Source organism: Rhizobacter sp. (genome assembly GCF_031412495.1).
GTDB lineage: Bacteria > Pseudomonadota > Gammaproteobacteria > Burkholderiales > Burkholderiaceae_C > Schlegelella_A.
Genome location: NZ_JANODC010000160.1, coordinates 1 through 23,295, shown reverse-complemented (window position 1 = coordinate 23,295; position 23,295 = coordinate 1). Strand labels below are relative to the sequence as shown.

Annotated in this window: 25 protein-coding genes and 1 tRNA gene; 9 read left to right on the top strand and 17 right to left on the bottom strand. The window is 70.7% G+C overall.

Going from position 1 to position 23,295, the window contains the following annotated elements:
• From AC30N0_RS05850 to AC30N0_RS05800, 11 genes are all read right to left on the bottom strand, one after another.
• Positions 1-306, bottom strand: a 306-nt coding sequence (locus AC30N0_RS05850; protein WP_489516988.1) for a 3,4-dihydroxy-2-butanone-4-phosphate synthase, incomplete at its 3' end; no start/stop codon positions are given.
• 44 nt (positions 307-350) lie between these two features.
• Positions 351-992 (bottom strand): riboflavin synthase, encoded by a 642-nt coding sequence (locus tag AC30N0_RS05845; RefSeq protein ID WP_489516987.1) that lies wholly within the window; start codon positions 990-992, stop codon positions 351-353.
• A 45-nt stretch (positions 993-1,037) separates the two neighbouring features.
• On the bottom strand, positions 1,038-2,168 hold the full coding sequence (ribD, locus tag AC30N0_RS05840; RefSeq protein WP_489516986.1) for a bifunctional diaminohydroxyphosphoribosylaminopyrimidine deaminase/5-amino-6-(5-phosphoribosylamino)uracil reductase RibD: 1,131 nt from the start codon (positions 2,166-2,168) through the stop codon (positions 1,038-1,040).
• Positions 2,165-3,454, bottom strand: coding sequence for a type IV pilus modification PilV family protein (locus AC30N0_RS05835; RefSeq protein ID WP_489516985.1), 1,290 nt, complete (start codon positions 3,452-3,454; stop codon positions 2,165-2,167). The genes ribD and AC30N0_RS05835 overlap by 4 nt, the downstream gene beginning before the upstream one ends.
• Positions 3,454-4,734, bottom strand: coding sequence for a pilus assembly PilX family protein (locus AC30N0_RS05830; protein ID WP_489516984.1), 1,281 nt, complete (start codon positions 4,732-4,734; stop codon positions 3,454-3,456). Before AC30N0_RS05830 ends, AC30N0_RS05835 begins: the two co-directional genes overlap by 1 nt.
• A 3-nt stretch (positions 4,735-4,737) precedes the next feature.
• Positions 4,738-5,427 (bottom strand): hypothetical protein, encoded by a 690-nt coding sequence (locus tag AC30N0_RS05825; protein WP_489516983.1) that lies wholly within the window; start codon positions 5,425-5,427, stop codon positions 4,738-4,740.
• A gap of 11 nt (positions 5,428-5,438) precedes the next feature.
• Positions 5,439-5,909, bottom strand: coding sequence for a type IV pilin protein (locus AC30N0_RS05820; protein WP_489516982.1), 471 nt, complete (start codon positions 5,907-5,909; stop codon positions 5,439-5,441).
• A gap of 17 nt (positions 5,910-5,926) precedes the next feature.
• Entirely contained in the window at positions 5,927-6,472 is a 546-nt protein-coding gene (locus tag AC30N0_RS05815; protein ID WP_489516981.1) for a GspH/FimT family protein, read from the bottom strand.
• A gap of 127 nt (positions 6,473-6,599) precedes the next feature.
• The gene (gene nrdR / locus AC30N0_RS05810; RefSeq protein WP_329690681.1) at positions 6,600-7,043 is read right to left on the bottom strand and encodes a transcriptional regulator NrdR; all 444 of its coding nucleotides are present in this window, start codon (positions 7,041-7,043) and stop codon (positions 6,600-6,602) included.
• A gap of 37 nt (positions 7,044-7,080) precedes the next feature.
• Complete coding sequence (gene glyA / locus AC30N0_RS05805) at positions 7,081-8,334, bottom strand: serine hydroxymethyltransferase (RefSeq protein WP_489516980.1); 1,254 nt, start codon at positions 8,332-8,334, stop codon at positions 7,081-7,083.
• Positions 8,335-8,451: 117 nt separating this feature from the next.
• Complete coding sequence (locus AC30N0_RS05800) at positions 8,452-9,378, bottom strand: lytic transglycosylase domain-containing protein (protein WP_489516979.1); 927 nt, start codon at positions 9,376-9,378, stop codon at positions 8,452-8,454.
• 219 nt (positions 9,379-9,597) lie between these two features.
• Between AC30N0_RS05800 and AC30N0_RS05795 the strand changes: the two genes are divergently transcribed.
• Entirely contained in the window at positions 9,598-11,160 is a 1,563-nt protein-coding gene (locus AC30N0_RS05795; RefSeq protein WP_489516978.1) for a UbiD family decarboxylase, read from the top strand.
• Here AC30N0_RS05795 and AC30N0_RS05790 read toward each other — a convergent pair.
• Together AC30N0_RS05790 and phbB are read right to left on the bottom strand one after the other, a co-directional pair.
• Positions 11,157-11,930, bottom strand: a complete 774-nt coding sequence (locus tag AC30N0_RS05790; RefSeq protein ID WP_489516977.1) for a DUF6781 family protein — start codon at positions 11,928-11,930, stop codon at positions 11,157-11,159. The two genes, AC30N0_RS05795 and AC30N0_RS05790, sit on opposite strands and share 4 nt — an antisense overlap.
• A gap of 31 nt (positions 11,931-11,961) precedes the next feature.
• A complete protein-coding gene (gene phbB / locus AC30N0_RS05785) occupies positions 11,962-12,720 on the bottom strand; it encodes an acetoacetyl-CoA reductase (protein WP_489516976.1) in 759 nt (252 codons plus the stop codon).
• Between the two features lie 255 nt (positions 12,721-12,975).
• On the opposite strand from phbB, the gene AC30N0_RS05780 reads away from it, so the two are divergent.
• Positions 12,976-13,665, top strand: a complete 690-nt coding sequence (locus tag AC30N0_RS05780; RefSeq protein ID WP_489516975.1) for a hypothetical protein — start codon at positions 12,976-12,978, stop codon at positions 13,663-13,665.
• A 25-nt stretch (positions 13,666-13,690) separates the two neighbouring features.
• Here the strand turns inward: AC30N0_RS05780 and AC30N0_RS05775 are convergent.
• Positions 13,691-13,766: transfer RNA gene (locus tag AC30N0_RS05775), tRNA-Ala, on the bottom strand.
• 195 nt (positions 13,767-13,961) lie between these two features.
• Here AC30N0_RS05775 and AC30N0_RS05770 point away from each other — a divergent pair.
• The 5 genes from AC30N0_RS05770 (at position 13,962) to AC30N0_RS05750 (ending at position 17,634) form a co-directional block, all read left to right on the top strand.
• On the top strand, positions 13,962-14,384 hold the full coding sequence (locus AC30N0_RS05770) for a rubrerythrin family protein (RefSeq protein ID WP_489516974.1): 423 nt from the start codon (positions 13,962-13,964) through the stop codon (positions 14,382-14,384).
• Positions 14,385-14,464: 80 nt separating this feature from the next.
• Positions 14,465-15,814, top strand: a complete 1,350-nt coding sequence (locus AC30N0_RS05765; protein ID WP_489516973.1) for a (Fe-S)-binding protein — start codon at positions 14,465-14,467, stop codon at positions 15,812-15,814.
• 7 nt (positions 15,815-15,821) lie between these two features.
• Positions 15,822-16,400: a DUF3501 family protein gene (locus AC30N0_RS05760; protein ID WP_489516972.1), complete on the top strand. Its 579-nt coding sequence runs from the start codon at positions 15,822-15,824 to the stop codon at positions 16,398-16,400.
• A 100-nt stretch (positions 16,401-16,500) separates the two neighbouring features.
• Positions 16,501-17,049, top strand: coding sequence for a peroxiredoxin (locus AC30N0_RS05755; protein ID WP_489516971.1), 549 nt, complete (start codon positions 16,501-16,503; stop codon positions 17,047-17,049).
• A 72-nt stretch (positions 17,050-17,121) separates the two neighbouring features.
• Entirely contained in the window at positions 17,122-17,634 is a 513-nt protein-coding gene (locus tag AC30N0_RS05750) for a carboxymuconolactone decarboxylase family protein (RefSeq protein WP_489516970.1), read from the top strand.
• A gap of 240 nt (positions 17,635-17,874) precedes the next feature.
• Here AC30N0_RS05750 and rarD read toward each other — a convergent pair whose 3' ends face one another.
• From rarD to AC30N0_RS05735, 3 genes are all read right to left on the bottom strand, one after another.
• On the bottom strand, positions 17,875-18,756 hold the full coding sequence (rarD, locus tag AC30N0_RS05745; RefSeq protein ID WP_489516969.1) for an EamA family transporter RarD: 882 nt from the start codon (positions 18,754-18,756) through the stop codon (positions 17,875-17,877).
• Positions 18,757-18,801: 45 nt separating this feature from the next.
• Complete coding sequence (locus AC30N0_RS05740; protein ID WP_489516968.1) at positions 18,802-20,445, bottom strand: 3-(methylthio)propionyl-CoA ligase; 1,644 nt, start codon at positions 20,443-20,445, stop codon at positions 18,802-18,804.
• Between the two features lie 69 nt (positions 20,446-20,514).
• Positions 20,515-21,477, bottom strand: coding sequence for a bifunctional helix-turn-helix transcriptional regulator/GNAT family N-acetyltransferase (locus tag AC30N0_RS05735; protein WP_489516967.1), 963 nt, complete (start codon positions 21,475-21,477; stop codon positions 20,515-20,517).
• 121 nt (positions 21,478-21,598) lie between these two features.
• Here AC30N0_RS05735 and imuA point away from each other — a divergent pair, with 121 nt between their 5' ends.
• Positions 21,599-22,426 carry a translesion DNA synthesis-associated protein ImuA gene (gene imuA / locus AC30N0_RS05730; RefSeq protein WP_489516966.1) on the top strand — a complete coding sequence of 276 codons (828 nt, stop codon included), beginning with the start codon at positions 21,599-21,601 and terminating at the stop codon, positions 22,424-22,426.
• 44 nt (positions 22,427-22,470) lie between these two features.
• Positions 22,471-23,295, top strand: an 825-nt coding sequence (locus tag AC30N0_RS05725) for a Y-family DNA polymerase (RefSeq protein ID WP_489516965.1), incomplete at its 3' end; no start/stop codon positions are given.

Below are 23,295 nucleotides of genomic sequence, written 5' to 3'. Positions count from 1 at the left end.
GGCGGCCGAGATGCCGGTGCTCACGCCGGTGGCCGCCTCGATCGACACGGTGAACGCGGTGCCGTGCTGGGCGCCGTTCTTCGCCGTCATCGGCGGCAGCTGCAGCCGCTCGCAGCGCTCGCGCGTCAGCGTCAGGCAGATGAGGCCGCGTCCGTTGCGGGCCATGAAGTTGATGGCCTCGGGCGTGACGAGGTCGGCGGCGAGGACGAGGTCGCCCTCGTTCTCGCGGTCTTCCTCGTCGACGAGGATGACCATGCGACCGGCGGCGAGTTCGGCGACGAGTTCGGGAATCGGTGCGATCGGCATGGCGAAATTGTAGGTGGGTGGTGAGGGGCAGGGCGCCGGCGACGTCACTCGTTTCGAGCGGGAAGGCCGAGCATGCGCTCGACGTAGCGGGCGATGAGGTCGACCTCGAGGTTGACGCGGCGGCCGGGCGCGAGGCTGCGCAGGGTCGTGTTCGCGACCGTGTGCGGGATCAGGTTGACGCTGAACTCGCAGGGCGGCTCGACCGCGCCATGGCCATCGGCGACGCGGTTCACGGTGAGGCTGACGCCGTCGACGGCGATCGATCCCTTGAGCGCCAGGAAGCGCGCGAGCACCGCTGGCGCCTTGACGCGCAGCTCCCACGATTCGCCGACGCGCTCGAAGTGGCTGACGCTGCCGATGCCGTCGACGTGGCCGCTCACCAGATGGCCGTCGAGGCGGTCGCCGGCGCGCAGCGCCTTCTCGAGGTTCACCTCGCCGGGTTGGTCGAGGCCGGCGGTGCGGGCCAGGCTCTCGGCCGAGATCTCGACGGCGAAGCGGCGCGACGCCGGGTCCAGGCTCACGACCGTCATGCAGGCGCCGGCGAGGGCGATGCTGTCGCCGAGGCCGACGCCGTCGAGCCAGCCGGGCGGCGCCTCGATCGAGAGCGCCTTGCCGAAGCCGGGGCCGGCGCCGAGCGGGCGGGCGTCGACCACCTTGCCGACGCTGCTGACGATGCCGGTGAACATGGCTCGATTGTCGCGGCCGGGCGCCGCAGCGGAGTCGCCGACGCGTCAGGCCCTCGTCCGGCGCGGCCGCAGGCGCAGGCGCAGGTCGGTGCCGATCACATCGACGCTGGTGAAGGCGAACTGGAGACGGTCGTCGAGCCGGGCCAGCGCGTGCAGGGCGGCCAGGCTGCGCCCCGGGCCGATCAGCGAGGGCGCGACGTAGACCAGGAGCTCGTCGACGAGACCGGCCTCGAGCAGGGACGCGTTGAGCTTCTCGCCGGCCTCCACGTGCAGCTCGTTGACTTCGCGGCGGCCCAGGTCGGCGAGCAAGGCGGCGAGGTCCACCTTGCCGGAAGGCGAGGGCAGGAAGGCGATCTCCGCGCCGTGCGCCTCGAGGGCTCGGCGGCGTTCGCCGTCGTCGACGGCGGCGTAGAGCAGCACCGTGCCGGGCGGTTCGAGGATGCGCGCCGTCGGCGGCGTCTCGAGGCGCGAATCGACGATCACGCGCCAGGGCTGGCGCGCCGTCGTGGCGAGGCGCACGTCGAGGCGCGGATCGTCCTCGCGCACGGTGCCGACGCCCGTGAGCACGGCGCCGGCGCGCTTGCGCCAGGCATGGCCGTCGGAACGCGCCGCCTCGCCGGTGATCCAGCGGCTGCTGCCGTCGGCGAGCGCCGAGCGGCCGTCCAGCGACACTGCCGCCTTCATGCGCAGCCAGGGTCGGCCACGCTCCATGCGCGAGACGAAGCCGATGTTGAGCTCGCGCGCCTCGGCCTCGCCGGGCCCCCATTCCGTGACGATGCCGGCCGCCTGCAAGCGTGCCGCGCCCCGGCCGGCGACGAGCGGGTTCGGGTCGCGCATGGCCATGACCACGCGGCCGGCGCCGGCGGCGACGAGCGCCTCGGCGCATGGCGGCGTGCGGCCGCGGTGGGCGCAGGGCTCGAGCGTGACGTGCACCGTGGCGCCGCGCACGTCGGCGCCGCGCGTCGCGGCGTCGCGCAAGGCCATGATCTCTGCGTGGGCGCCGCCCGCTTCCTGGGTGAAGCCACGGCCGACGACCGTGCCGTTCGGCGCAGTGACGAGGCAGCCGACGCGCGGGTTCGGGTCGGACAGGCCGATGGCGCGGGCCGCGAGCGCGAGCGCTTCGGCCATCGCCGCCTCGTCCTGGCTTCGGGTGTCCTGGGCCGAGGTCCCGGTCATGGCTGGTGCGGGACGGTGCCGAGGTCGGCGTGCACTGTCGCGGCCTCGCCGGCGACACGGACCGCGGGCGCTCCCGGGCAGCTGTCGCTGCCGCGGACGACGAGGAAGTTCTGCATCGAGAGGGCCTGGGACACGTCGCTGTAGTGGCGGGGATGCTCGATGTTCGCATCGATCGCGCCGCTGCCGTCGGCATCGGTGGCGTAGCGACAGACGCGGCGCTCGCTGCTGCCGGAGCCGATCGCCCAGCCGCTGGCCACCAGCTCGGCCCGACCCGACCAGCGGCCGTCGGCACGTGGCGTCACCAGGCAGTGCCAGGCGACGAAGCGATCGCCGGTGTCCTGCCAGGTCGTCAGGCCGAATGAAGAGGCGACGGCGTCGATCGGCACCGAGGCGAGGCGCAGGCTGCCCGCCACGGCGTAGCGAACGGTCTTCCGCGCTTCCGTCAGGCACTGCGGCGCCGCGGAGTAGCTGCCGCCGGTGAGACTCAGAGCGATCGACAGGTCGAGCGGCGCCTCCCGAGCGTCGGCAGGCGAGGGCGGCGAGACCGACGTGAAGCGGACCGTGCCTCCGAGCAGCAGGGCGCGCACGCCCGTGCAGCCGGCCAGATCGGTGGCGACGAGGTCGCGCGCCGCGGTCGAAGCCGCGATCCCGTCGCAACGGCCGACGACGTCGCCGCTGCCGTTGTCGAGGAGGATCGCGACGCTGCCGCTCGCCACCGGCTTCCAGGCGCTGCGTCCGTCGCCCAGGTCCCTGGCCTCGACGGGGATCGTGGGCGCGCGGCCCAGGCGGCCCCGGACGGCGCCGGGACCGGCACCGGCGCCGAGGGCGAGCGCACCGGCGTAGACCGGGTCGTTGCGGGCGATGAAGGAAGCGAACGTGATCTCGCGGACGGTGCCGCCGCGGTCGCTCCAGTGCACGGTGACCGAGGCGGCCTTGACGCCTGCGAACGCGGCGTCGTCGATGCGACGGACGATGCGGTAAGGGGCGTGTCCTGCATACCCCGAGGCGCTGTCGACCACGGTCTCCGCGTCGACGATGGACGCGTACGCGTGGACTCCCGACGCCGCGATGCTGGCGAAGGAGCGCAGCTGCTCCATGTGCTCTTCGCCCAGGCGGACGGCCTCCGAGCGCTCGCGGGCGAGGGCGGCGTCGTGGCGCAGCACCGTCTGAAGCCGGGCGACCGCGGCCGTGCCGGCAGCGAGGACGACGAAGGCGACGAGGGATTCGAGCAGCGTGGCACCGCGCTGTCCGCGACGGCGCACCAGGGGCGAGCGGCTGTGCGTCATCAGAAATCCTTCCAGCTGCCGTTGACCCGCGTGAAGCTGCCGGCCCGCGTCTTGAGCAGCGACAGGACTGCGGCGTCATGGGCGAAATCGGGCGCCGCGTTGCCGCTGTAGTCGCCGTCGATCACGGCGGCGCCGCGGACCAGGGCCCCCGGCGCGGCGCCGTCGTTCCACTCCAGCGATGGACCGTGGACGATGCCATGGATAGTGACCGCGCCATCGAGGCGAAGCGGTCCGGTCGCCACCAGGGCGATCGGATCGTCCGGCGAACCGAGCGTCCGCGGCCCCGACAGGACCAGCTCGCCCTCGACCCAAAGCAAGCGCGCGCCGGCGGCGATGGTGGCCGCGATCGTCGCTGCGCAGTCGACGCTGCAGATCACGCGCGTCGCCGCCGGCTGCGCGAGCCAGGCCGGCTTGGCGATCCCGAAGATGCGCAGGAAGAGGCGGTCGCCGGCGAGCGCCGCCAGCGCCGGATCGTCCGCGGCGAGGGACTCGTCGAGCGGAGTGCCGGCCGGCGCGGTCAGGCGCAGGGCCGATCCGGCGATGCGGCCGCCGGCATGCACCGCGAGCCCGCCCGAGGACGCGTCGCGGTGATGGGCACCGAGCGCGGCCCCGCCTGCGTCGACCTGGCCGCGGGCGGTGAGCGCGGCCGCCGGCACGGCGCGCAGGGCCGGCGTCAGCGCGAACACCGCCTCGAGCCGCGACGAGGCTTCGTGTCCGGCCGTGGCGTTCGCCGTGCACACGCCGGCAGAACGCGTGCAGCCGGTCGACACCACCCGCACGAGGCCGGGCCGCGGCCCGGCCGAGAAGGCGACGCTGAAGGCTGGCGCCGTGGCGTGTCCGGCAGGGAGCGGCAAGGTCGGCAGCCCGGTCGCCGGGCAGCTGCAGGTCCACGCGGCGCCGTCGCGGACGCAGGCCGCCTGCAGCGGCGCCGGCGTTCCGGCGTCGTCCCAGCTGACGGGCGTGATGGCGCCGGTCGCGGCAGCGATCTGCAGCGAGCGATTCCGATAGGCGAGATCGGCGAGGTTGCCGCTCGGCAGGCAGTCGGTGCCGATGCGGTCGCTGTCGTTGAGGCGGGCCAGGCTCCACTCGAGCCCCGCCTCGGCGGCCTCGAACGCCTGCGCCGACCGGTATTGGTTCGCCGAGGCGCGCTCCTCGACGACGAGATTGCGGTTGGCGTAGGCGATCGCCAGGACCATGGCGAAGCAGAGCAGGGCCGTCACCAGCAGGGAGGCAGCGCCGCGCTGCGCGGAGCGCAGGGCAGGGTTGGAAGGCAATGGCATGGACTACTCCTGGCAGCTGCCGACGACGGCATCGTTGCGGACACGAACCCGGCTGCGCAGTGAGCGCGTCACCGCCGGGTCGTCGGTGGCGCGCGCCGAGATCGACAAGGCGAGGCTGCGCACCTGCTGGCGCGGCGGGCAGCCGGTGTTGCCGACCGCGCAGTCGCGCTCGCAGAAGCCCTGCAGGTCGATGTGCTCGACGATGGGCTCGACCCGGAAGGCGGTGACGCGCAGCGTCCCGGCGTCGCTCAGCGCCTGCCAGTTGCCGGCCCCGAGCTGGATCTCGACGACGCCGTTGCGCAGGCGGAAGCCGAATCGCTCGTCGTCGTCGAGGGCCATGTCGTCGCCGGCAGGGCGCGAGAAGCTGAGCTGCACGGCGTCGGAGGCCGCGTCTTCGGGGCTGAGCGCCCGGTGCGGGTTGGCGGCCGGCGCGCTGGCGCTTTCACCGCGCACGCCCGAGGCCGCCGCGGCCCAGTAGCCGGCCCGGCGCAGGTCGCGCGCGACGAGTCCGGCGGTCGATCGCAGCTCCTGCATCAGCCGCGCCTCGAGCTGGAGCTGCCGGTTCTCGCGCACGTTGGCGCCGACCACTGCGGCCGCCGCGGCGGCGACGACCAGGCCCACGGCCGTGCCGACCAGCAGCTCGAGCATCGACAGGCCCGCCGCGCGGTGGCGGGTCACGGCGCGGGGCTTCACGAGCCGGCCCATCACTGGTTCCAGCACTTGCGGTTGACCTCGGCCGGGTTCGAGGTCGCCGCATCGGGTCCCGAGGCGTAGGTCACGGCCGTGCCCACCGACACCAGCCGGAGGTGCCGGCAGTGGGTATCGCGGACCTGCCGGGCGGTGGCGCTGGCGAGGACCTCGAATCCGTCGGCGCTGTTCGAGGTGACCTGCACCGTGTAGTAGCCGGAGGCCGAGGCGGCGCGCAGCCCCGTCTCGGCCAGCGTGCCGTAGCTGTTGTTGTTGGAGCGATAGCGCTCCTGCGCGAGCTGGGCGTTCATCAGCGCGACCAGCGCGTCGGTCCGGCGTGCGCGAAGCACGTGACCCTCGAGCGACGGGTAGGCGACGCTCGACAGGACGGCGGCGATGCCGACGGCGACCATCGACTCGATCAGCGTGAAGCCGCGCAGCCGGTACAGGCGACGAGAGCGGGCGGGCAGAGCAAGGCTGGGATTCATGAGGACTCCTCGTTGGATCAGCAGGGGCGATAGCCGGCCACCGTCCCGGACGGCGAGCACGAGCGGACCCGGCCCATGACGTTGACGACGTGATGGATGGCGCGACCGTTCGGTGCCACCAGACGCAGCGTCCCGGTCGGTGTGCTCGTGCCGTGCAGCGGGTCGAAGGCGATCGAGCCGACGTTGGCGAGCAGGGCGATGCGCTCGGTCGCCGGCAGCTGGACCGTCTTGATCTCCGTCGCGTCACCGCTGCAGACCGCCGGGCCGGGACCGGGGCAGTCGCACTGCGCCGCGGCGCCGGTGTGGACGATCCAGCACGTCGCTGCGGCGTGGGCCCGAAAGCTCACGCGCAGCGAGGCGTTGCGCGCCAGCGCCTCGCTGCGGGCCCACTGCAGGTCGGTGGCGAGCCGGGTCGCCGCGCCGTCGAGGCGCCTCGTCTCGACGAAGCCGGCCAGCCCCGGCGCCGCACCGGCCGCGACGATGGCCGTGACGACGACCACGATGGCCAGCTCGAGCAGGGTGATGCCGGCCTGCCGCTTCGTCGTCGAGTGCTTCGTGTCCATGCGAAGCACTGTAGGAACGCGTCCGCGCCGACGCGATCCCGTCGAGAGGGGAAATCAGCGTATCGCGGCGAGGGCGCCCGTTCGGGGGCTCACGACGAGTGTCGCGGCCGCAGCCGTCGACGCGGCCTCAGATGTCGCGGATCAGCTGCCGGAACTCGTCGACGTCCTCGAAGCTGCGATAGACCGAGGCGAAGCGCACGTAGGCGACCTTGTCGATCCGCTTCAGCTCACGCATGACGTGCTCGCCGACCTTGGCGGACAGCACCTCCTTGGCGCCGCTGTTGAGCAGCTTGTCCTGGATGCGCTCGATCGCCGCGTCGATCTGCTCGACGCTGACGGGGCGCTTGCGCAAGGCCAGCGTCATCGAGGCGCGCACCTTGGCCGGGTCGAACTCGGTGCGGCGGCCGTCCTTCTTGACCACCGTCGGCAAGGCGATCTCGGCCCGCTCGTAGCTGGTGAAGCGCTTGTCGCAGCTCTGGCAGCGGCGGCGGCGCCGGACCACGTCGCCCTCATCCGAGTCGCGCGTCTCGACGACCTGGGTGTCCTCGTGGCTGCAGAACGGGCACCTCATGGGGCGGCCGGACAGCGGCGTCGCAAGCGCGCCCCCGTCACGCCCCGTACACAGGAAAGTCGCGGGTCAGCGAGGCGACCTGGGCTTTCACGGCGGCGATGGTCGCCGCGTCGTGCGGCCGATCGAGCACGTCGGCGATCAGGTGGCCCGTCCGCCGCGTCTCGTCCTCGCGGAAGCCGCGCGTCGTCAGGGCCGGGGTGCCGAGCCGGATGCCGCTGGTGACCATCGGCTTCTGCGGGTCGTTCGGGATGCCGTTCTTGTTGCACGTCATGTGCGCCGATTGCAGGACGGTCTCGGCTTCCTTGCCGGTCAGGTTCTTCGGGCGCAGGTCGACCAGCATCAGGTGGCTCTCGGTCCGGCCGCTGACGATGCGCAGGCCGCGCTCGATCAACGTCTCCGCGAGCACGACGGCGTTCTTCGCCACCTGCTGCTGATACGTCTTGAACTCGGGGGCCAGCGCTTCCTTGAACGCCACCGCCTTCGCGGCGATCACGTGCATGAGCGGTCCGCCCTGCAGGCCCGGAAACACGGCGCTATTGATCTTCTTCGCGATCGCCTCGTCGTTCATGAGGACGATGCCGCCGCGCGGACCGCGCAGGCTCTTGTGCGTGGTCGAGGTGACGACGTCGGCGTGCGGCACGGGGTTCGGGTAGATCCCGGCCGCGACAAGCCCGGCGTAGTGCGCGATGTCGACCATGAAGAAGGCGCCGATCTCCTTCGCCACACGGGCAAAGCGCTCGAAGTCGATGCGCAGGCTGTACGCCGAGGCGCCGGCGATGATGAGCCTGGGCCGGGCTTCGCGGGCCAGACGCTCCATGGCGTCGTAGTCGATCTCCTCGGCCGGCGTAAGGCCGTAGCTCACGACCTTGAACCACTTGCCGCTCATGTTGAGCGGCATGCCGTGCGTCAGGTGGCCGCCCTCGGCCAGGCTCATGCCCATGATCGTGTCGCCGGGCTGGAGCAGGGCGAAGAACACGGCCTGGTTCGCCTGCGAGCCGGAGTTCGGCTGGACGTTCGCATACCCGGCCCCGAACAGCTGCCGGGCCCGATCGATGGCCAGCTGCTCCGCCATGTCGACGAATTCGCAGCCGCCGTAGTAGCGCCGGCCGGGGTAGCCCTCGGCGTACTTGTTGGTGAGCTGGCTGCCTTGCGCCGCCATGACGGCGGGCGACGCGTAGTTCTCGGAGGCGATGAGCTCGATGTGCTCTTCCTGCCTCCGGTTCTCGCGCTCGATGACGGCGGCGAGCTCGGGGTCGACGTTGGCGACGGTGCTGAGGCTTCGTTTAAACATGGGCAGGCGTCCTTTCCCGGGCGATGCGCCTCGGGGCCGCGCGTGTGGAGACCACGGCGGGTCGCCCATGCTACGTGAGCGCTCCCGGGCCCGCCGCCGGGGCGGTCAGGCCTGCCTTCAGCGAAGCAGAAGGGCGATCTTGTCCGGGCCGTCCACCGGCTCGGGCGCCGGCGCTGGCCGGGCACCGGAGGAATCGATCGGCAGCGCCCTGCCGGCGTTCTCGGGAGCGACGCGCGGCTTGGCCGGGGCTGCAGGTGCGGCCGGCGGTACCTTGCCGCCGCTGGCGACGAGGCGCAGGACGCTCTGGTGGGCCAGCACCTTGGCGGCATAGCCGCCGTCGTCGCCGAGGTTGGCGGCACCGACGTAGTAGCGGAGGCCCGCTTCGAGGCTCCCGGCGCGGGTGATGCATTCCTTCAGCACCTGGACGCCGACGCGCAGGTTGGTGACCGGATCGAATGCCGCATGCCGGCCCCCGAAGGGCACGTACTTGTCGTCGTGGACCTTGGTCATGACCTGCATCAGGCCCTGGGCGCCGACGGGGCTCTGCGCGAACGGGTTGAAGCTCGACTCGACCGCCATGACGGCCAGGATCAGGGTCGGGTCGAGCTTGACCAGTTCGCCGACCATCCAGGCCTCCTGGACCAGCCGGCTGACCGGCTCGGGCGCCACCTTGTAGCGGCGGGCCAGGTACATGGCGACGGCGGCCTGCCGCTTGTCGAGGTCGCGCGGGTCCGAGGCGGTGGCCCGGGCGATGGCATCGGGCTCGCTCAGGTCGGGCTCCGCGTCCGCGACCGGGGCGGGCAGGCGGGCCTCGTGCCGGGCCTGCAGCCAGGCCCGTGTCTGCGTTTCCAGGGCATGCCGGACGTCGGCCTGGCTGGCGGCGAAGAGAACGACGCCGACGGTCAACAGGCCCAGCAGGGCCAGCGAGTTGTGGCTGACTTCGAGGAGCCCGTGGCCCACGTCCTTGACGAAGACGGCACCCGAGCGCGCCGTGGCGGCCCGCCAGGTGTCGCAGAGCCGGCAAGCCTGCGCGATTTTCGACATCACACTCTCCTTCCGATGCCCTGCCGACGCCGCGGACGGCAAGGCAGGTGGCATGGCGATAATTTCAGCCCTCGTGGGCAGCAAACGGTCGACCCGGTGGCCGGTTGAACGCCGTCGACGCGAGGCGTCGGCGGTGTGGGTCGACGAAGAGGCGCGATTCTAGGAAGCCGTTTAATTCCTGGTCAACACTGGTTCCAGCGTCTCTTACTACTAACCGATATGAAATATGAAGATCTGAGGGGCTTCCTGCGTGCCCTGGAAGCCGACGGCGACCTGGTCCATGTCGCCGAGCCAGTCTCCACGCGGCTGGAAATGACAGCGATCAGTGACTCCGTTCTCCGTCGCGGCGGCCCGGCGTTGCAGTTTTCGAGCCCGGTCGGTTACGCGATCCCGGTCCTGACCAACCTTTTCGGGACGAGCGGTCGCGTGGCCCGGGCGATGGGCGCCGAGAACGTGGCCGAGCTGCGGGACATCGGCGTCCTGCTGGCGAGTCTCAAGGAGCCCGAGCCGCCGAAAGGCCTGGGCGACGCCGGCCGCTTGTTACAAATGGCGCGATCGGTGTGGAGCATGCGGCCGGCGACGACCGCGCGGGCGCCCTGCCGCGAAGTCGTCGTCGACGGCCCGGAGGTCGACCTCGGTCGACTGCCGGTCCAGACCTGCTGGCCGGACGACGCCGGCCCGCTCATCACCTGGGGGCTGGTGATCACGCGCGGCCCGCAGGGCGTTTCCTCCGCGCGCGCGCGCCAGAACCTGGGCATCTACCGCCAGCAGGTCATCGGGCGACGGCAGGTCATCATGCGCTGGCTGGCGCACCGGGGTGGCGCGCTGGACTTCCGCGAGTTCGCGTCGCTGCGGCCGGGCCGCCCGTTCCCGCTGGCGGTGGCGCTGGGCGCGGACCCGGCCACCATCCTCGGCGCCGTGACGCCGGTCCCCGACACCCTGTCCGAGTACCAGTTCGCCGGCCTGCTGCGCGGCAGCCGGACCGAGGTCACCGACTGCAGCGTCGGCGACGAGGGCGTGATGCTGCAGGCGCCGGCGACAGCCGAGTTCGTCCTCGAAGGCCACATCCCGCCGGCGGCGCCCGGATTCGACGGCAGGAGCGAGATGGGCGTCCGCCTGAAGGAGATCGGCGGCTACCTCCACGCGCTCGAGGGTCCGTTCGGCGACCACACCGGCTATTACAACGAGCCCGACTGGTTCCCGGTCTTCGAGATCGCCCGGATGACGCACCGGCGCGATCCGATCTACCACTCGACCTACACCGGCAAGCCGCCCGACGAGCCGGCGGTCCTCGGCGTCGCCCTCAACGAGGTCTTCGTGCCGATCCTGCAGAAGCAGTTTCCCGAGATCGCCGACTTCTACCTGCCGCCCGAAGGCTGCAGCTACCGCCTGGCCATCGTCAGCATACGCAAGCGCTACCCGGGGCACGCCAGGCGCGTCATGTTCGGCGTCTGGAGCTTCCTGCGCCAGTTCATGTACACCAAGTTCATCGTCGTCACCGACGACGACGTGAACGTGCGCGACTGGCCGGACGTGGTCTGGGCCCTGACGACGCGGATGGACCCGGTCCGCGACACGGTCCTGGTCGACCGGACCCCGATCGACTCCCTGGACTTCGCCTCGCCCGTGTCGGGCCTCGGCGGCAAGATGGGGCTCGACGCGACCAGCAAATGGCCCGGGGAGACCGATCGCGCCTGGGGCCGGCCGATCCGGCACGACCCGGCCGTCGAGGCGCGGGTCGCCGGCATCGTCGCCGCGATCGGGGCGGCCGGTTCCGCCTAGCCGCGCCGCCGCGTGGGCCTGGACTGTCGGGCCGGTGCTGCCGCACGTTTGGCAGCGGGTGCTGCTTCCGCAGCCCGGTCCTGGCTCTCAGCCGGAGCGGCGCCGCGCGGGCCGGCCTTCGCGCCGCCGGCCTGCATCCCTTCCGACATGCCGATCAGGACGCCGCTCACCATCGCCGCATAGCTGTCGAGCATGGCCTGGGCGGCGCGCATGCCGGTGGCCCGGCCGTCGCGCATCAGCGTCTGCGCCTGGGCGAGGAGCCCGGTCACGGTCTGCGACGCCTGCGCACCGGTGTCGGTCCCCTTCATCCGCAGGGCCGAGAGGGCCTGCTCCCAGGGCGCCTGCATCGGGCCGGCACCCTGGCTGGCCTTGGTCACCGCCTCGAAGAACACGTCTTCCATCTTCTCGATGTTGGCCAGGGCCGCCTTGAGCGGCTTCTCGGTGAGCGCCATGCCGTTGCCGACGAACTGCTCGAGCGCCTTCCGGTTCGCCTCGACCGCCTGCAGGAGCGCGCCGTCGATTCCGGCGAGCGCCTTGCCCAGGAGCGCCTCCCCGTCCACCGCGCCGGCGGGATTCTGCGCGACGCCGAGGGACGCGGCCCCGGCCATCGACTGCACCACCTTGCGGATGTTCGCGAGCGTCATCTCGCGGCCCTGCAGGGCCTTCAGCGTCGCCGTGCTCACTGCCTGGCGCAGGCTCTCGCCCTGCCTGGTGCTCGCTTCCGCGAACATCGCGATCACCGCGTCCTGGTCGATGCCTGACTTGATCATTCGGGTCTCCTCCGGTGCCGGCCGCCGGCCGTCATTGCATGTGCTGGCCGCCGTTGATGGCGATGTTCGCGCCGGTCACGAAGGCCGCCTCCTCCGACGCGAGATAGATGATCAGCCCGGCCACTTCCTCCGGCTTGCCGAGCCGGCCGACCGGGATCTGCGGCAGGATCTTGGTGCTGAGGATCTCCTCCGGGATCGCCGTGACCATCTTCGTGCCGATGTAGCCCGGCGAGATGGTGTTGACGGTGACCCCCTTCTTGGCCACTTCGAGCGCCAGCGCCTTGGTGAAGCCGTGCACGCCGGCCTTCGCCGCCGAGTAGTTGGTCTGGCCGAAGGCGCCCTTCGACCCGTTCACCGACGACACGTTGATGATGCGGCCCCAGCTGCGCTCGACCATCGCGTCGGCGACCTGCTTGGTCATGTTGAAGAGGCTGTCCAGGTTCGTGCGCATCACGGCGTCCCAGTTCACCTTGTCCATCTTCTTGAAGGTCATGTCCCGGGTAATGCCGGCATTGTTGACGAGGATGTCCACCGAGCCGACCTTGGCGTGGACCTCGGCGACGGCGCGGGCGCACGAGTCGATGTCCGCGACGTCGCAGGGGACTGCCGTGATCTCGTACCCGTTCGCCTTCATGCCGGCGACCCATTCGCCGTGTTTGGTGTTGCCCGGCGAGTAGGTGACGACGACCCGGTATCCGGCGTCCGCCATCTTGGTGGAGATCGTCTCGCCGAGGCCGCCCATCCCGCCCGTGACGAGAACCACCCTGCCTTTGCTGTTGCCTTCGGCCATGTCTTTCTCCGCTGTGTGTGACGAATGCATTCTGGCCCGATCGCCGGCGCTGTGACCTGACGAAAACGCGCATGCCATGAGGGTCTGTAGCCCGCATCCGCGCTCCCGCACAGGGAATTGATCCGCACCGAAGCACGCCCGAACCGGGAGCGGTAACCTGTCGCCCGCGGCGTCGCCGCCCTGCGCAGCGGCACCTTGCGTGCACGCCGATCGCCCCGCGCCCTCGCGCTCCCCGCCTGACCCTCTTTCTCCCCGATGCTCGGATCCAGCAAACCCATTCCCTTCGAGCCTTACGGCCGACGGCGCCCCCGTCGCGGCATTCCCCGCTGGCTCCTGATCATGCTGTTCGGGGTCGGCCTCGGCGCGGGTGGTGTGCTGTTCGTGCAGGAGAGCTACCTGCCGCCACGTCTCGGCGCCGAAGCCTCGGCGCAATTGCGCGCCTCCTTCGAGCGTGCCGATGCCGAACGGCAGCGCCTGCAGGCGGAGCTGAAGTCGACCGCCGACCGGTTGCGTGCCGCGCTCGGCGACAACAAGCGCCTGACAACCGAAGTCGGTGTGCGGGGAGACGCCGTGCAGCGCCTGCGCGAGGACATCGGTTCGCTCATCGCCTCGCTGCCGCCCGATCCCCGCAACGCACCGGTGGCCGTGCGTGCCGCGCGCTTCGAGGTGCAAGGCGATACGTTGACCTACAACGTCGTGCTGTCGCGGGAACGCGCGGGCCGGGAACCATTCGGCGGCGTGATGCAGCTCGTCGTGGCCGGCGCCTCGGGACGCGCTGGCGATACGGTGTCGCTGGCACCGGTGCCGGTGTCGGTCGGGCTTTACGACTCGGTGCGCGGCAGCCTGCCCTTGCCTCAGGGCTTCAAGCCGCGGCAGACGACCATTCAGGTGCTCGACAAGGTCGGCGGCAGGCTCATGGGGCTGCGCGTCATCAACGTCCAGTGATCAGGCAGGGCCTGGACCTGCCGGATGGTGGAGAGGAGGAGGATCGAACTCCCGACCTTCGCATTGCGAACGCGACGCTCTCCCAGCTGAGCTACCCCCCCACGGCGACCTGCAGTTTAGCAAAGCGCATCGGCTTCGGTGGCGGCTCGATGTGTCGCCTGCTGCCCTGCGCATAGACGAACCCAATTCGCCGGATAGAAGTGCCTTATTGCCTCGCGTCGCCGAACGCGCTACGGTTGCCTGGTTCGCCCACCGGCGCGCGTCGCGCCGGAAGTGCAGCACCACAGGAGACGACGATGGCCGCATTGAAGGGATCCAAGACCGAGCAGAGTCTGCGCGACGCGTTCGCGGGCGAGTCGCAGGCCAACCGACGCTATCTCTACTTCGCGAACAAGGCCGACATCGAGGGACAGAACGACGTCGCTGCCCTGTTCCGGTCGACCGCTGAAGGCGAGACGGGCCATGCCCACGGCCACCTCGAATTCCTCGAGGCCTGTGGCGACCCGGCAACCGGAATGCCCATCGGCTCGAGCCGCGACAACCTCAAGTCGGCCGTCGCCGGCGAGACGCACGAGTACACGGACATGTACCCCGGCATGGCCAAGACCGCGCGCGAGGAGGGCTTCGACGAGGTCGCCGACTGGTTCGAGACGCTCGCCAAGGCCGAGCGCTCGCATGCCAACCGCTACCAGAAGGCGCTCGACGCGTTCGTCGACTGACGCCGGATTCACGTTCGTCGAACAAGGGCCCGCGCGGCCCTTGTTCGTTTCCTGTGCACGCGAACCAAATTGCCCACTCCATGACCCTGCGCGAAGGCAATCTCGAGGCGCCGACCCGGCATCCGATCGACTGGAAGGGTCCCGACTACCGCGACGAGGGCAAGGCCTTCGCCGAAATGGAGCGGGTGTTCGACATTTGTCACGGCTGCCGCCGCTGCGTCAGCCTGTGCCAGTCGTTCCCGACGCTGTTCGACCTCATCGACGCCACGGCCGACGGCGAGGTGCACGGCGTGGACAAGAAGGACTACGCCAAGGTCGTCGACCAGTGCTACCTGTGCGACCTCTGCTACATGACGAAGTGCCCGTACGTCCCGCCGCACCCGTGGAACGTCGACTTTCCGCACGTCATGCTGCGCGCGAAGGCGATCAAGTTCGGTCAGGGCGGCATTGGCGCGGGCGAGCGGCTGCTGGCAGCAACCGACGTGCACGGCCAGCTGGCCGGGATCCCGGTCGTCGTGCAGGCAGTCAATGCCGCCAACCGGACCCGGCCCGTGCGCAAGGTCCTCGACAAGGCCCTCGGCGTCCACCCCGACGCCTGGCTGCCACCGCTGGCGAGCCGTCGTTTTCGCGGCGCAGCGCGCAAGAGCGCGCCGGCGCGCGTCGTCAACGGCGAGCGCAGCCCGGGCAAGGTGGCGGTCTTCGCCACCTGCTATGTGAACCACAACGAGCCGGGCATCGGTCACGACCTGCTCGCCGTGCTCGCGCACAACGACATCCCGTTCGAGATCGTCGAGAAGGAGAGCTGCTGCGGCATGCCCAAGCTCGAGCTCGGCGACCTCGAAGGCGTGGCCCGGCTCAAGGAGCGCAACATCCCGGTGCTCGAACGGTATGCGCGCGAGGGTTACGCCATCCTCTCCGCTGTTCCTTCGTGCACCCTCATGTTCAAGCAGGAACTGCCCCTGCTGTTCCCGGGCGAGGCCGCCGTCGCGCGGGTGCAGGAGGCGATGTTCGACCCGTTCGAATACCTGATGGCCCGGCATCGCGACGGCCTGCTGAAGACCGACTTCAAGGTCGGCCTCGGCAAGGTCAGCTACCACGTGCCTTGCCACGGCCGGGTGCAGAAGATCGGCCGCAAGACCGAGGAGATGTTCAGGCTGATCGCCAAGAGCGTCGCCGTCGAGCTCATCGTCGTCGAGCGCTGTTCCGGCCACGCCGGCACCTACGGCGTGAAGACGCCGACGCACGAGGCCGCCATGAAGATCGGCAGGCCCGTGTTCCGTTCGATGGCCAGCGGCGCGCCGGACGTCATCAGCTCTGACTGCGCCCTGGCCGGCCATCACATCGCCCAGGGCATGGCGGAGAACTCGCTCGCGGCGGCCGAGCTCCGCCATCCGCTGAGTCTGGTGCGGCGCGCCTACGGACTGGAGTGAAGACGCCATGAGCATTACCCGGGAGAGCCTGTTGACCCTCGAGGCCTATGCCAAGGTCAGGAAGAGCGGGCGCGCGGCCGTGATCGCGCACCGGCAGCTGCGCACGGTCCGCCTCGGCGAGAACCTCAGCCTGCAGTTCGAGGACGAGACCACGATTCGCCGGCAGATCCAGGAGATGCTGCACATCGAGAAGATCTTCGACGAGCCCGGCATCCTGGCCGAGATCGAGGCTTACGCGCCCCTCGTTCCGGACGGGACGAACTGGAAGGCGACGATGCTCATCGAGTATCCCGATCCGAACGAGCGCAAGCGCGAGCTCGCCCGCCTGATCGGCGTCGAGGACCGGGTCTTCGTCGAGGTGGAGGGCCACGCCCGCAGTTACGCGATCGCCGACGAGGACCTGGATCGGGAGAACGAGGAGAAGACATCGGCCGTCCACTTCCTGCGCTTCGAGCTGGCCAAGCCGGCGCGAGATGCGGTTCGCGCGGGCGCCGGGGTCAAAATCGGCTGCGAGCACCCCAACTACCCGGCGCACGTGAACGTGGCGCCGGAGACCCTCGCCAGCCTTGCCGGCGACCTGAGGTGATGTATCGGCGTTTTAGGCATTTCCAATTGAATCATATAAGTCGATAGCCTAAACTAGGTCTTGTCGCGTCGCAAGGCGCTCTCAACTCAGCAAGACCCGCATGAAAACCATTGGCGACAAGCTCGAATCCTTCAGCGTCACCGGCGTCAAGCCCGGCTTCAACCAGCACGAGGAAAACGGCGTCTCGGCATTCGAGACCCTCACCGAAACGAGCTTCCCGGGCAAGTGGAAGGTGATCTATTTCTGGCCGAAGGACTTCACCTTCGTCTGCCCGACCGAGATCGTCGGCTTCGACAAGCTGGCCTCTCAGTTCGAGGAACGTGATGCCGTCCTGCTCGGGGGCTCGACCGACAACGAGTTCGCCAAGCTCGGCTGGCGGCGCGACCACAAGGACCTCAGCAAGCTCGGCCACTGGAGCTTCGCCGACTCGAAGGGCTCGCTCGTCGACCAGCTGGGCGTCCGCGACAAGGCCGAAGGCGTGGCGCTTCGCGCGACCTTCATCGTCGACCCGGACAACACGATCCAGCACGTCAGCGTCAACAACCTCAACGTCGGCCGCAACCCCGAGGAAGTGCTGCGCATCCTCGACGGCCTGCAGACGGACGAGCTCTGCCCGTGCAACCGCACGGTCGGCGGCCAGACCCTCTGAGACCGGACTCCGCCCGGCCGCCATCGAGGCCCGCTCCGGCGGGCCTTTTCGCGACAACATGAGCAAACGACCATGGAATTCCTGAGCAGGATCAAGGAACAGATCCCCGACTACGCCAAGGACATCCGCCTCAACCTGGACGGCGTCATCGGCCGTTCGAGCCTGGCTCCCGAAGACGCGCTGGGCGTGGCCCTGGCGGCGGCCTTCGCCGCCAGGAGCAAGCCGCTGGTCCAGGCCTTCCGGGAGGCGGCGCCGGCGGCCGAGGCCAACGCCGCGCTCACCGCCGCGGCCCTGATGGGCATGAACAACGCGTGGTACCCATACGTGGAGATGGCCGGCGACGAGGACCTGAAGACGCAGCGGGCCGAGCTGCGCATGAACGCGTATGCCACCTCCGGCGGCGTCGCCAAGAAGAAGTTCGAGGCCTACGCGCTCGCCGCGTCCATCGTCGGCAAGTGCCACTTCTGCATCTCGTCGCACTACGCCCTGCTGAGGAAGGAAGGCATGACGACGCAGCAACTGCGCGACATCGGGCGGATCGCCGCCGTCGTCAACGCAGCGGCACAGGTGATCGCTGCCGGCTGATTCCTCCGGTGCGGCGGCCTCGCTAGGGCGTCGAGCAGTTCTTCGCCCCGGCCACTGCATGAGCCGGCCCGTGCGCGGATTGCTGCGCAGGGAGGCGGCCAGGTCCGCGCGAGCGTTGGCTTTGGCGGCAGCGGTCCGCGACCTTGCCGCGCCGACCTGCGCCGTGGCGGCGGACTGCAGGGTTCAATGTAGGCGTTCCGTTTTCGGTGTCGATCCGGTGGCGGGCCGTCCCGCAGGACGCTAGGGCGGTGCAGCCGCGAGGCCGCGATGCCGCCACCCGTCCAGGGTGTACAGCGCCAGCGCGACCCAGATCAGCGCGAAGCCGGCGAAGCGGGTGCTGTCGAACGGCTCCCTGAAGAGCCAGATGCCGAGCAGGAACTGGATCGTCGGGCTGAGGTACTGGAAGACGCCGAGCGTCGTGAGTGGCAGGCGCCGGGCGGCGACGGCGAAGAGGAGGAGGGGCACCGTCGTCGCCGGGCCGAGCCCGATCAACCAGGCGTTGGTCGCCCGGTCGGGGGCGGGAAAGCTGGTCGCGCTGCTGCCCCACCACCAGGCCATGGCCACCGCTGCCGCCGGGGCGAGGATGAGGGTCTCGAGCGTCAGCCCCTCGAGCGAGCCGATGACGGCGATCTTGCGCAGCAGCCCGTAGGCACCGAAGCTGAGGCCGATCACCAGCCCGATCCACGGCCAGGCCCCGGCGCCGACGGCCAGCCACACCACGCCGGCCGAGGCCAGGCCGAGGGCGAGCCACTGCGTCGGTCGGGGCCGCTCGCCGAGGATGCTGTAGCCGAGGGCGACGTTGACCAGCGGCGTGATGAAGTAGCCCAGGCTCGCGTCGACCACATGGCCGTTCGACACCGCCCAGATGTAGGTGAGCCAGTTGGCCGACAGCAGCAAGGCGGTAAGCACGAACGCCGCCAGGACCTTCGGCTGCCGCGCGACGCCGGCGAGCCAGCCCCACTGCCGGCGCAGCGTCAGGGCACTGGCGAGGAGCACGAGCGACCAGACGATCCGGTTGGCGAGGACCTCCGTGGGCGCGACCTCCGGCAGCAGCCGGAAGTAGAGCGGAAAGAAGCCCCACAGGCCGAACGCGATGGCAGCAGCGACGATCCCGACGTTCATGGGCGAGGCCCGGCGTCCGGCGCCGGGCAGACAGGCCGGGCGAGGTCAGGAAGCGGCCATCAGCCGCTCGCCGTACTGCTCGCGCAGCCGGTTCTTCAGCATCTTGCCGGTGGCGCCGAGGGGGATCGCATCGACGAAGACCACGTCGTCGGGCGTCCACCACTTGGCGATGCGGCCTTCGTAGAACGCGAGCAGTTCCTCGCGGGTCAGCTCCGTGCCGGGCTTCTTCATGACGATCAGCAGCGGCCGCTCGTCCCACTTCGGATGGCGCGCGGCGATGCACGCCGCCATCGCCACGCAAGGGTGCGCCATGGCGATGTTCTCCAGGTCGATCGAGCCGATCCACTCGCCGCCGGACTTGATCACGTCCTTCGAGCGATCGGTGATCTGCATGAAGCCGTCGGCATCGATGGCCGCGACGTCGCCGGTCGGGAACCAGCCGTCGCCGTTGCCGTCGCGGACCAGCGGGTCGCCGCCTTCGCCCTTGAAGTACTCGGCGATGACCCATGGCCCGCGGACCATGAGCTCGCCGGAGTCCTTGCCGTTCCAGGGCAGCTCGCCGCCGTCGGGGCCGACCACCTTCATGTCGACCCCGTACACCGCGCGTCCCTGCTTGGACTGCGCGGCGAAGCGCTCCGGCGCGGGGAGATCGTGCTGCGACCCCTTCAACACCGCGACCGTTCCGACCGGGCTCATCTCCGTCATCCCCCAGGCGTGCAGGACCTGCACGTCGTAGCCTTCCTGGAAGGTCTTCATCATCGCCGGCGGGCAGGCCGAGCCGCCGATGACCGTCCGCCGCATCGTCGAGAAGCGCAGGTCGTTGGCCTGCACGTAGCCGAGCAGGCCCTGCCAGACCGTCGGGACCCCGGCCGACATCGTGACCCGCTCGCTTTCGAAGAGCTCGTAGAGCGACTTGCCGTCGAGCCCGGGCCCCGGGAAGACCAGCTTCGAACCGGTCATGCACGCGGCGTACGGCAGGCCCCAGGCATTGACGTGGAACATCGGCACGACCGGCAGGATGACGTCGCTCGCCGAGCAGTTGAGGGCGTCGGGCAGGGCGATCGCGAACGTGTGCAGCACCGTCGAGCGGTGGCTGTAGAGGGCGCCCTTCGGGTTGCCGGTGGTGCCCGAGGTGTAGCAGAGCGAAGACGCCTGCGCCTCGTCGAAGGTGGGCCAGGCGAAGCGGTCGCTTTCCGCTTCGATCACCTCTTCGTAGCAGAGGAGGCCCTCGATCTTGCTGGCCGCCGGCATGTGCGCGCGGTCGGTGAGCGCGACCCAGTGCCTGATCGTCTTCACGCGCGGCGCGATCGCCTCGACCAGCGGCAGGAAGGTGAGGTCGAAGAAGATCGCGCGGTCCTCGGCGTGGTCGGCGATGTAGGTGAGCTGGTCCGGATGCAGGCGCGGGTTGAGGGTGTGCAGGACGGCGCCGGAGCCGGACACGCCGTAATACACCTCGAGGTGGCGGTAGCCGTTCCAGGCCAGCGTCGCGACGCGATCGCCGCTCTTGATCCCGAGCCGGGCCAGGGCGTTCGCGGTCCGGCGGGCACGCCTGGCGAGCTCTCGGTAGGTCGTGCGGTGGATGTCGCCCTCGACGCGGCGCGAGACCACCTCCTGCTCGCCGTGGTGGCGCTCGGCATGCACCAGCAAGGAGGAAATCAGCAGCGGCTGCTGCATCATCAGACCGTTCATGTCGCGTCTCCGAGGGAAGTTGTCGGACGGGTGGTGTTGCCGCCGATGATGACATCCCGGGGCCCGCCTTCACGCCAGTGTCAGCTCCCAGTTTTCCCCGACCAGGGCCTGGCCGAAGCTCTGGTGCGGCTCGCTGCGGCTGAGGACGTAGCCGGCCCGCGTGTAGATGCCGCGTGCCGCGACGAGCACGCTGTTGGTCCACAGGACGATGCGGCGGTAGCCCTTGGCGCGGGCGAATCGCTCGCACTCGTCGACGAGGCGAGCGCCGATGCCGAGCCCGCGCGCCCCGGGCTCGACGATGAGCAGGCGCAGCTGCGCCGTGCCTTCCACGACGGCGCCAGTGGCCTCGTCGCGGGCCTGCACGAGGAAGACGCAGCCGAGGTTGTCGCCCTCGCGCTCGGCGATCCAGCAGGCCTCGCGCTCGGCGTCGAAGCGTTCGACGAAATCGGCGGCGATGCGCGCCACCAGCGCCTCGAAGCGCATGTCCCAGCCGTACTCGCCGGCGTAGAGGGCGCCGTGCCGGGCGACGACCCAGCCCATGTCGCCGTTGCGCGGCGGGCGCAGGTGCCAGGGCCGGCGCTCCCGGCCGCGCTCGCCGAGGAGGCGCTCGATGCGCGCCATGGCATCGAGGAGCTCGCGCTGGTCGCCGTCGGGCAGGGGCGCGAGCAGGGCGGCGACGTCGGCTTCGCTGCGCCGGTCGAGGGGCGCGAACGCGCGCTGCCCGGCGGCGGTGATCGACAGGTGCAGGTGGCGGGCGTCGTCGCCGGAGCGCTCGGCGCGGATCAGCCTCCTCTCCTTGAGCCCGCGCAGGAGGCGGCTGAGGTAGCCGGGGTCGAGGTGGAGGTCGCGTGCCAGCTCGGCCGCGGTCGTGCGGTCCCGGTGCGCGAACTCCCCGAGCAGGCGCGACTCGGTCAGGGTGAACGGCGTCTCGACCAGGTTCTCGTGCAGGACGCCGATGCGCCGGGTGTAGAAGCGGTTGAAGCGGCGGATGGCCTCGGTGCGCGGGTTGGCAGGGAGCGGGGAAGCGGTCATGGGGGGCCTTCGGTCGAGCGATTCTGGACCGATACCGTTGCTTCAAGCAACTGATTGGTTGCCCTGAGCATCCTCTTGCCCGTCGCTTGTCAGGGATACTGTATGGACATACAGTCATGCCATGGACCTTGCGCTCCCGTCCGACATCGCTTCGCCGCTGCAGCGGCAGGGGGCGAATCGCGTCGAAGCCCGGCGCGCCGGCCTGCGTTCACCCGAGACCCTGCACCCGGCGCTCTGGCTCGGGTACCAGCTCGGCCGGGCCGGCATCCAGGCGGTGACCAGCGGCTTCGCCGAACTCGACGCCGAGCTCCCGGATGGCGGCTGGCCGCGCCGCGCCCTGACCGAACTGCTGCTGCCCCATGCCGGCATCGGCGAAGTCCGTCTTCTCACTCCCCCGCTGCTGGCGGCGCAGCGCGCAGGCCGGCTGGTGATGGTCTTCGACCCACCGGCGGCGCTGTCGGCGGAGGCGCTCGCCGGCCTCGGCATCGACGTCGGCGAGCTCCTCGTCGTCAACACCCGGGCCCGGGTGATCCCCGGCAGCGACAGCCTGTGGGCCCTCGAACAGGCGCTGAAGAGCGGCCACGTCGGTGCGCTGATCGCCTGGCTGCCGCCGCGCCTGCGCACCGAGCGGCTGCGCCGACTCCAGCTCGCCGCCCACCACCACGACGGCGCCGCCTTCGTGCTGCGCGAGACGGCGGCAGCCGCCCGCCCCACCGCGTCACCGCTTCGCCTCGCCCTGCGGCCCGGCGGCGCCGACCGGCTGCAGGTCCGCATCCTGAAGCGGCGCGGGCCGCCGCTCGAATCACCGTTGCGGCTGGAGCTGCCGCCGGTGCTGTCGAACGCCGCGCGACGGCGCTCCGACAGCGTATTGAAGCAGGCGGAAGGATGCGCGGCGGGCAACGGCCCCGAAGCGCTTCGAGCCGCCACCTTCGTCAACCTCGAGGCCTGATCGAGTGACCTGGCGCAGCCCGGAACCGCCACCGATCTTCCATCGTGCTCTGGGTCGCGCTGCACCTGCCTTCGCTGTCGCTCGAATCCTTCGCAGCGACGCTCGCCGCCGACCCGGCCGCTGACGCGGCGGAGTGGCCGATCGCCCTCGTCGATGCGCACCGGATCGCCGCCGTCAACGGGGCCGCCCAGGCCCAGGGGGTCCAGCCGGGGCTGAAGCGGGCGACCGCGCTCGCCCTGGCGCCCCGCGTCATCCTCGGCCAGGCCGATGCGGCCCGGGATGCCGCCGCCCTGACGCCGGTGGCGCACGCGGCCCTGGCCTTCACGCCCAAGGTGTCGTTGCAGCCGGGCCACTACGGTGCCGGGGCCGACACCGTCCTGCTGGAGGTCGAGGCCAGCCTGCGCTACTTCGGCGGAATCGACCCCTTGCTGGAGCGGCTCGACCAGGCGGTTCGCCCGCTCGGCCATGCGATCCGCGTCGCCACTGCCGCCACCGCCCAGGGCGCCGCGCTGCTGTCGCGCCTGCAGCCGGCACCGCACTGCGCCGACCTCGCGCAGACGCGGCGCGCCCTGCACAACGTTCCGGTCTGGATGCTCGGGCCCGGCCGCGAGCACTGGGAGGCGCTGCAGGGCATGGGCTTGCGCCAGCTCGGCGACCTGCTCGGCCTGCCCCGCTCCGGCCTGGCGCGGCGCTTCGGCGAAGGCCTGCTCCTCGACATCGACGCTGCGCTCGGCCGCCGGCCCGACCCGCGCGAGCCGATCGTCCTCGCGCCTTCCTTCGAGAGCCGGCTCGAGCTGTTCGCCCGTGCCGACAGCACGGCCCAGGTGCTGCACGGCGCTTCGATCCTGCTCGAGCGGCTCGTCGCCTGG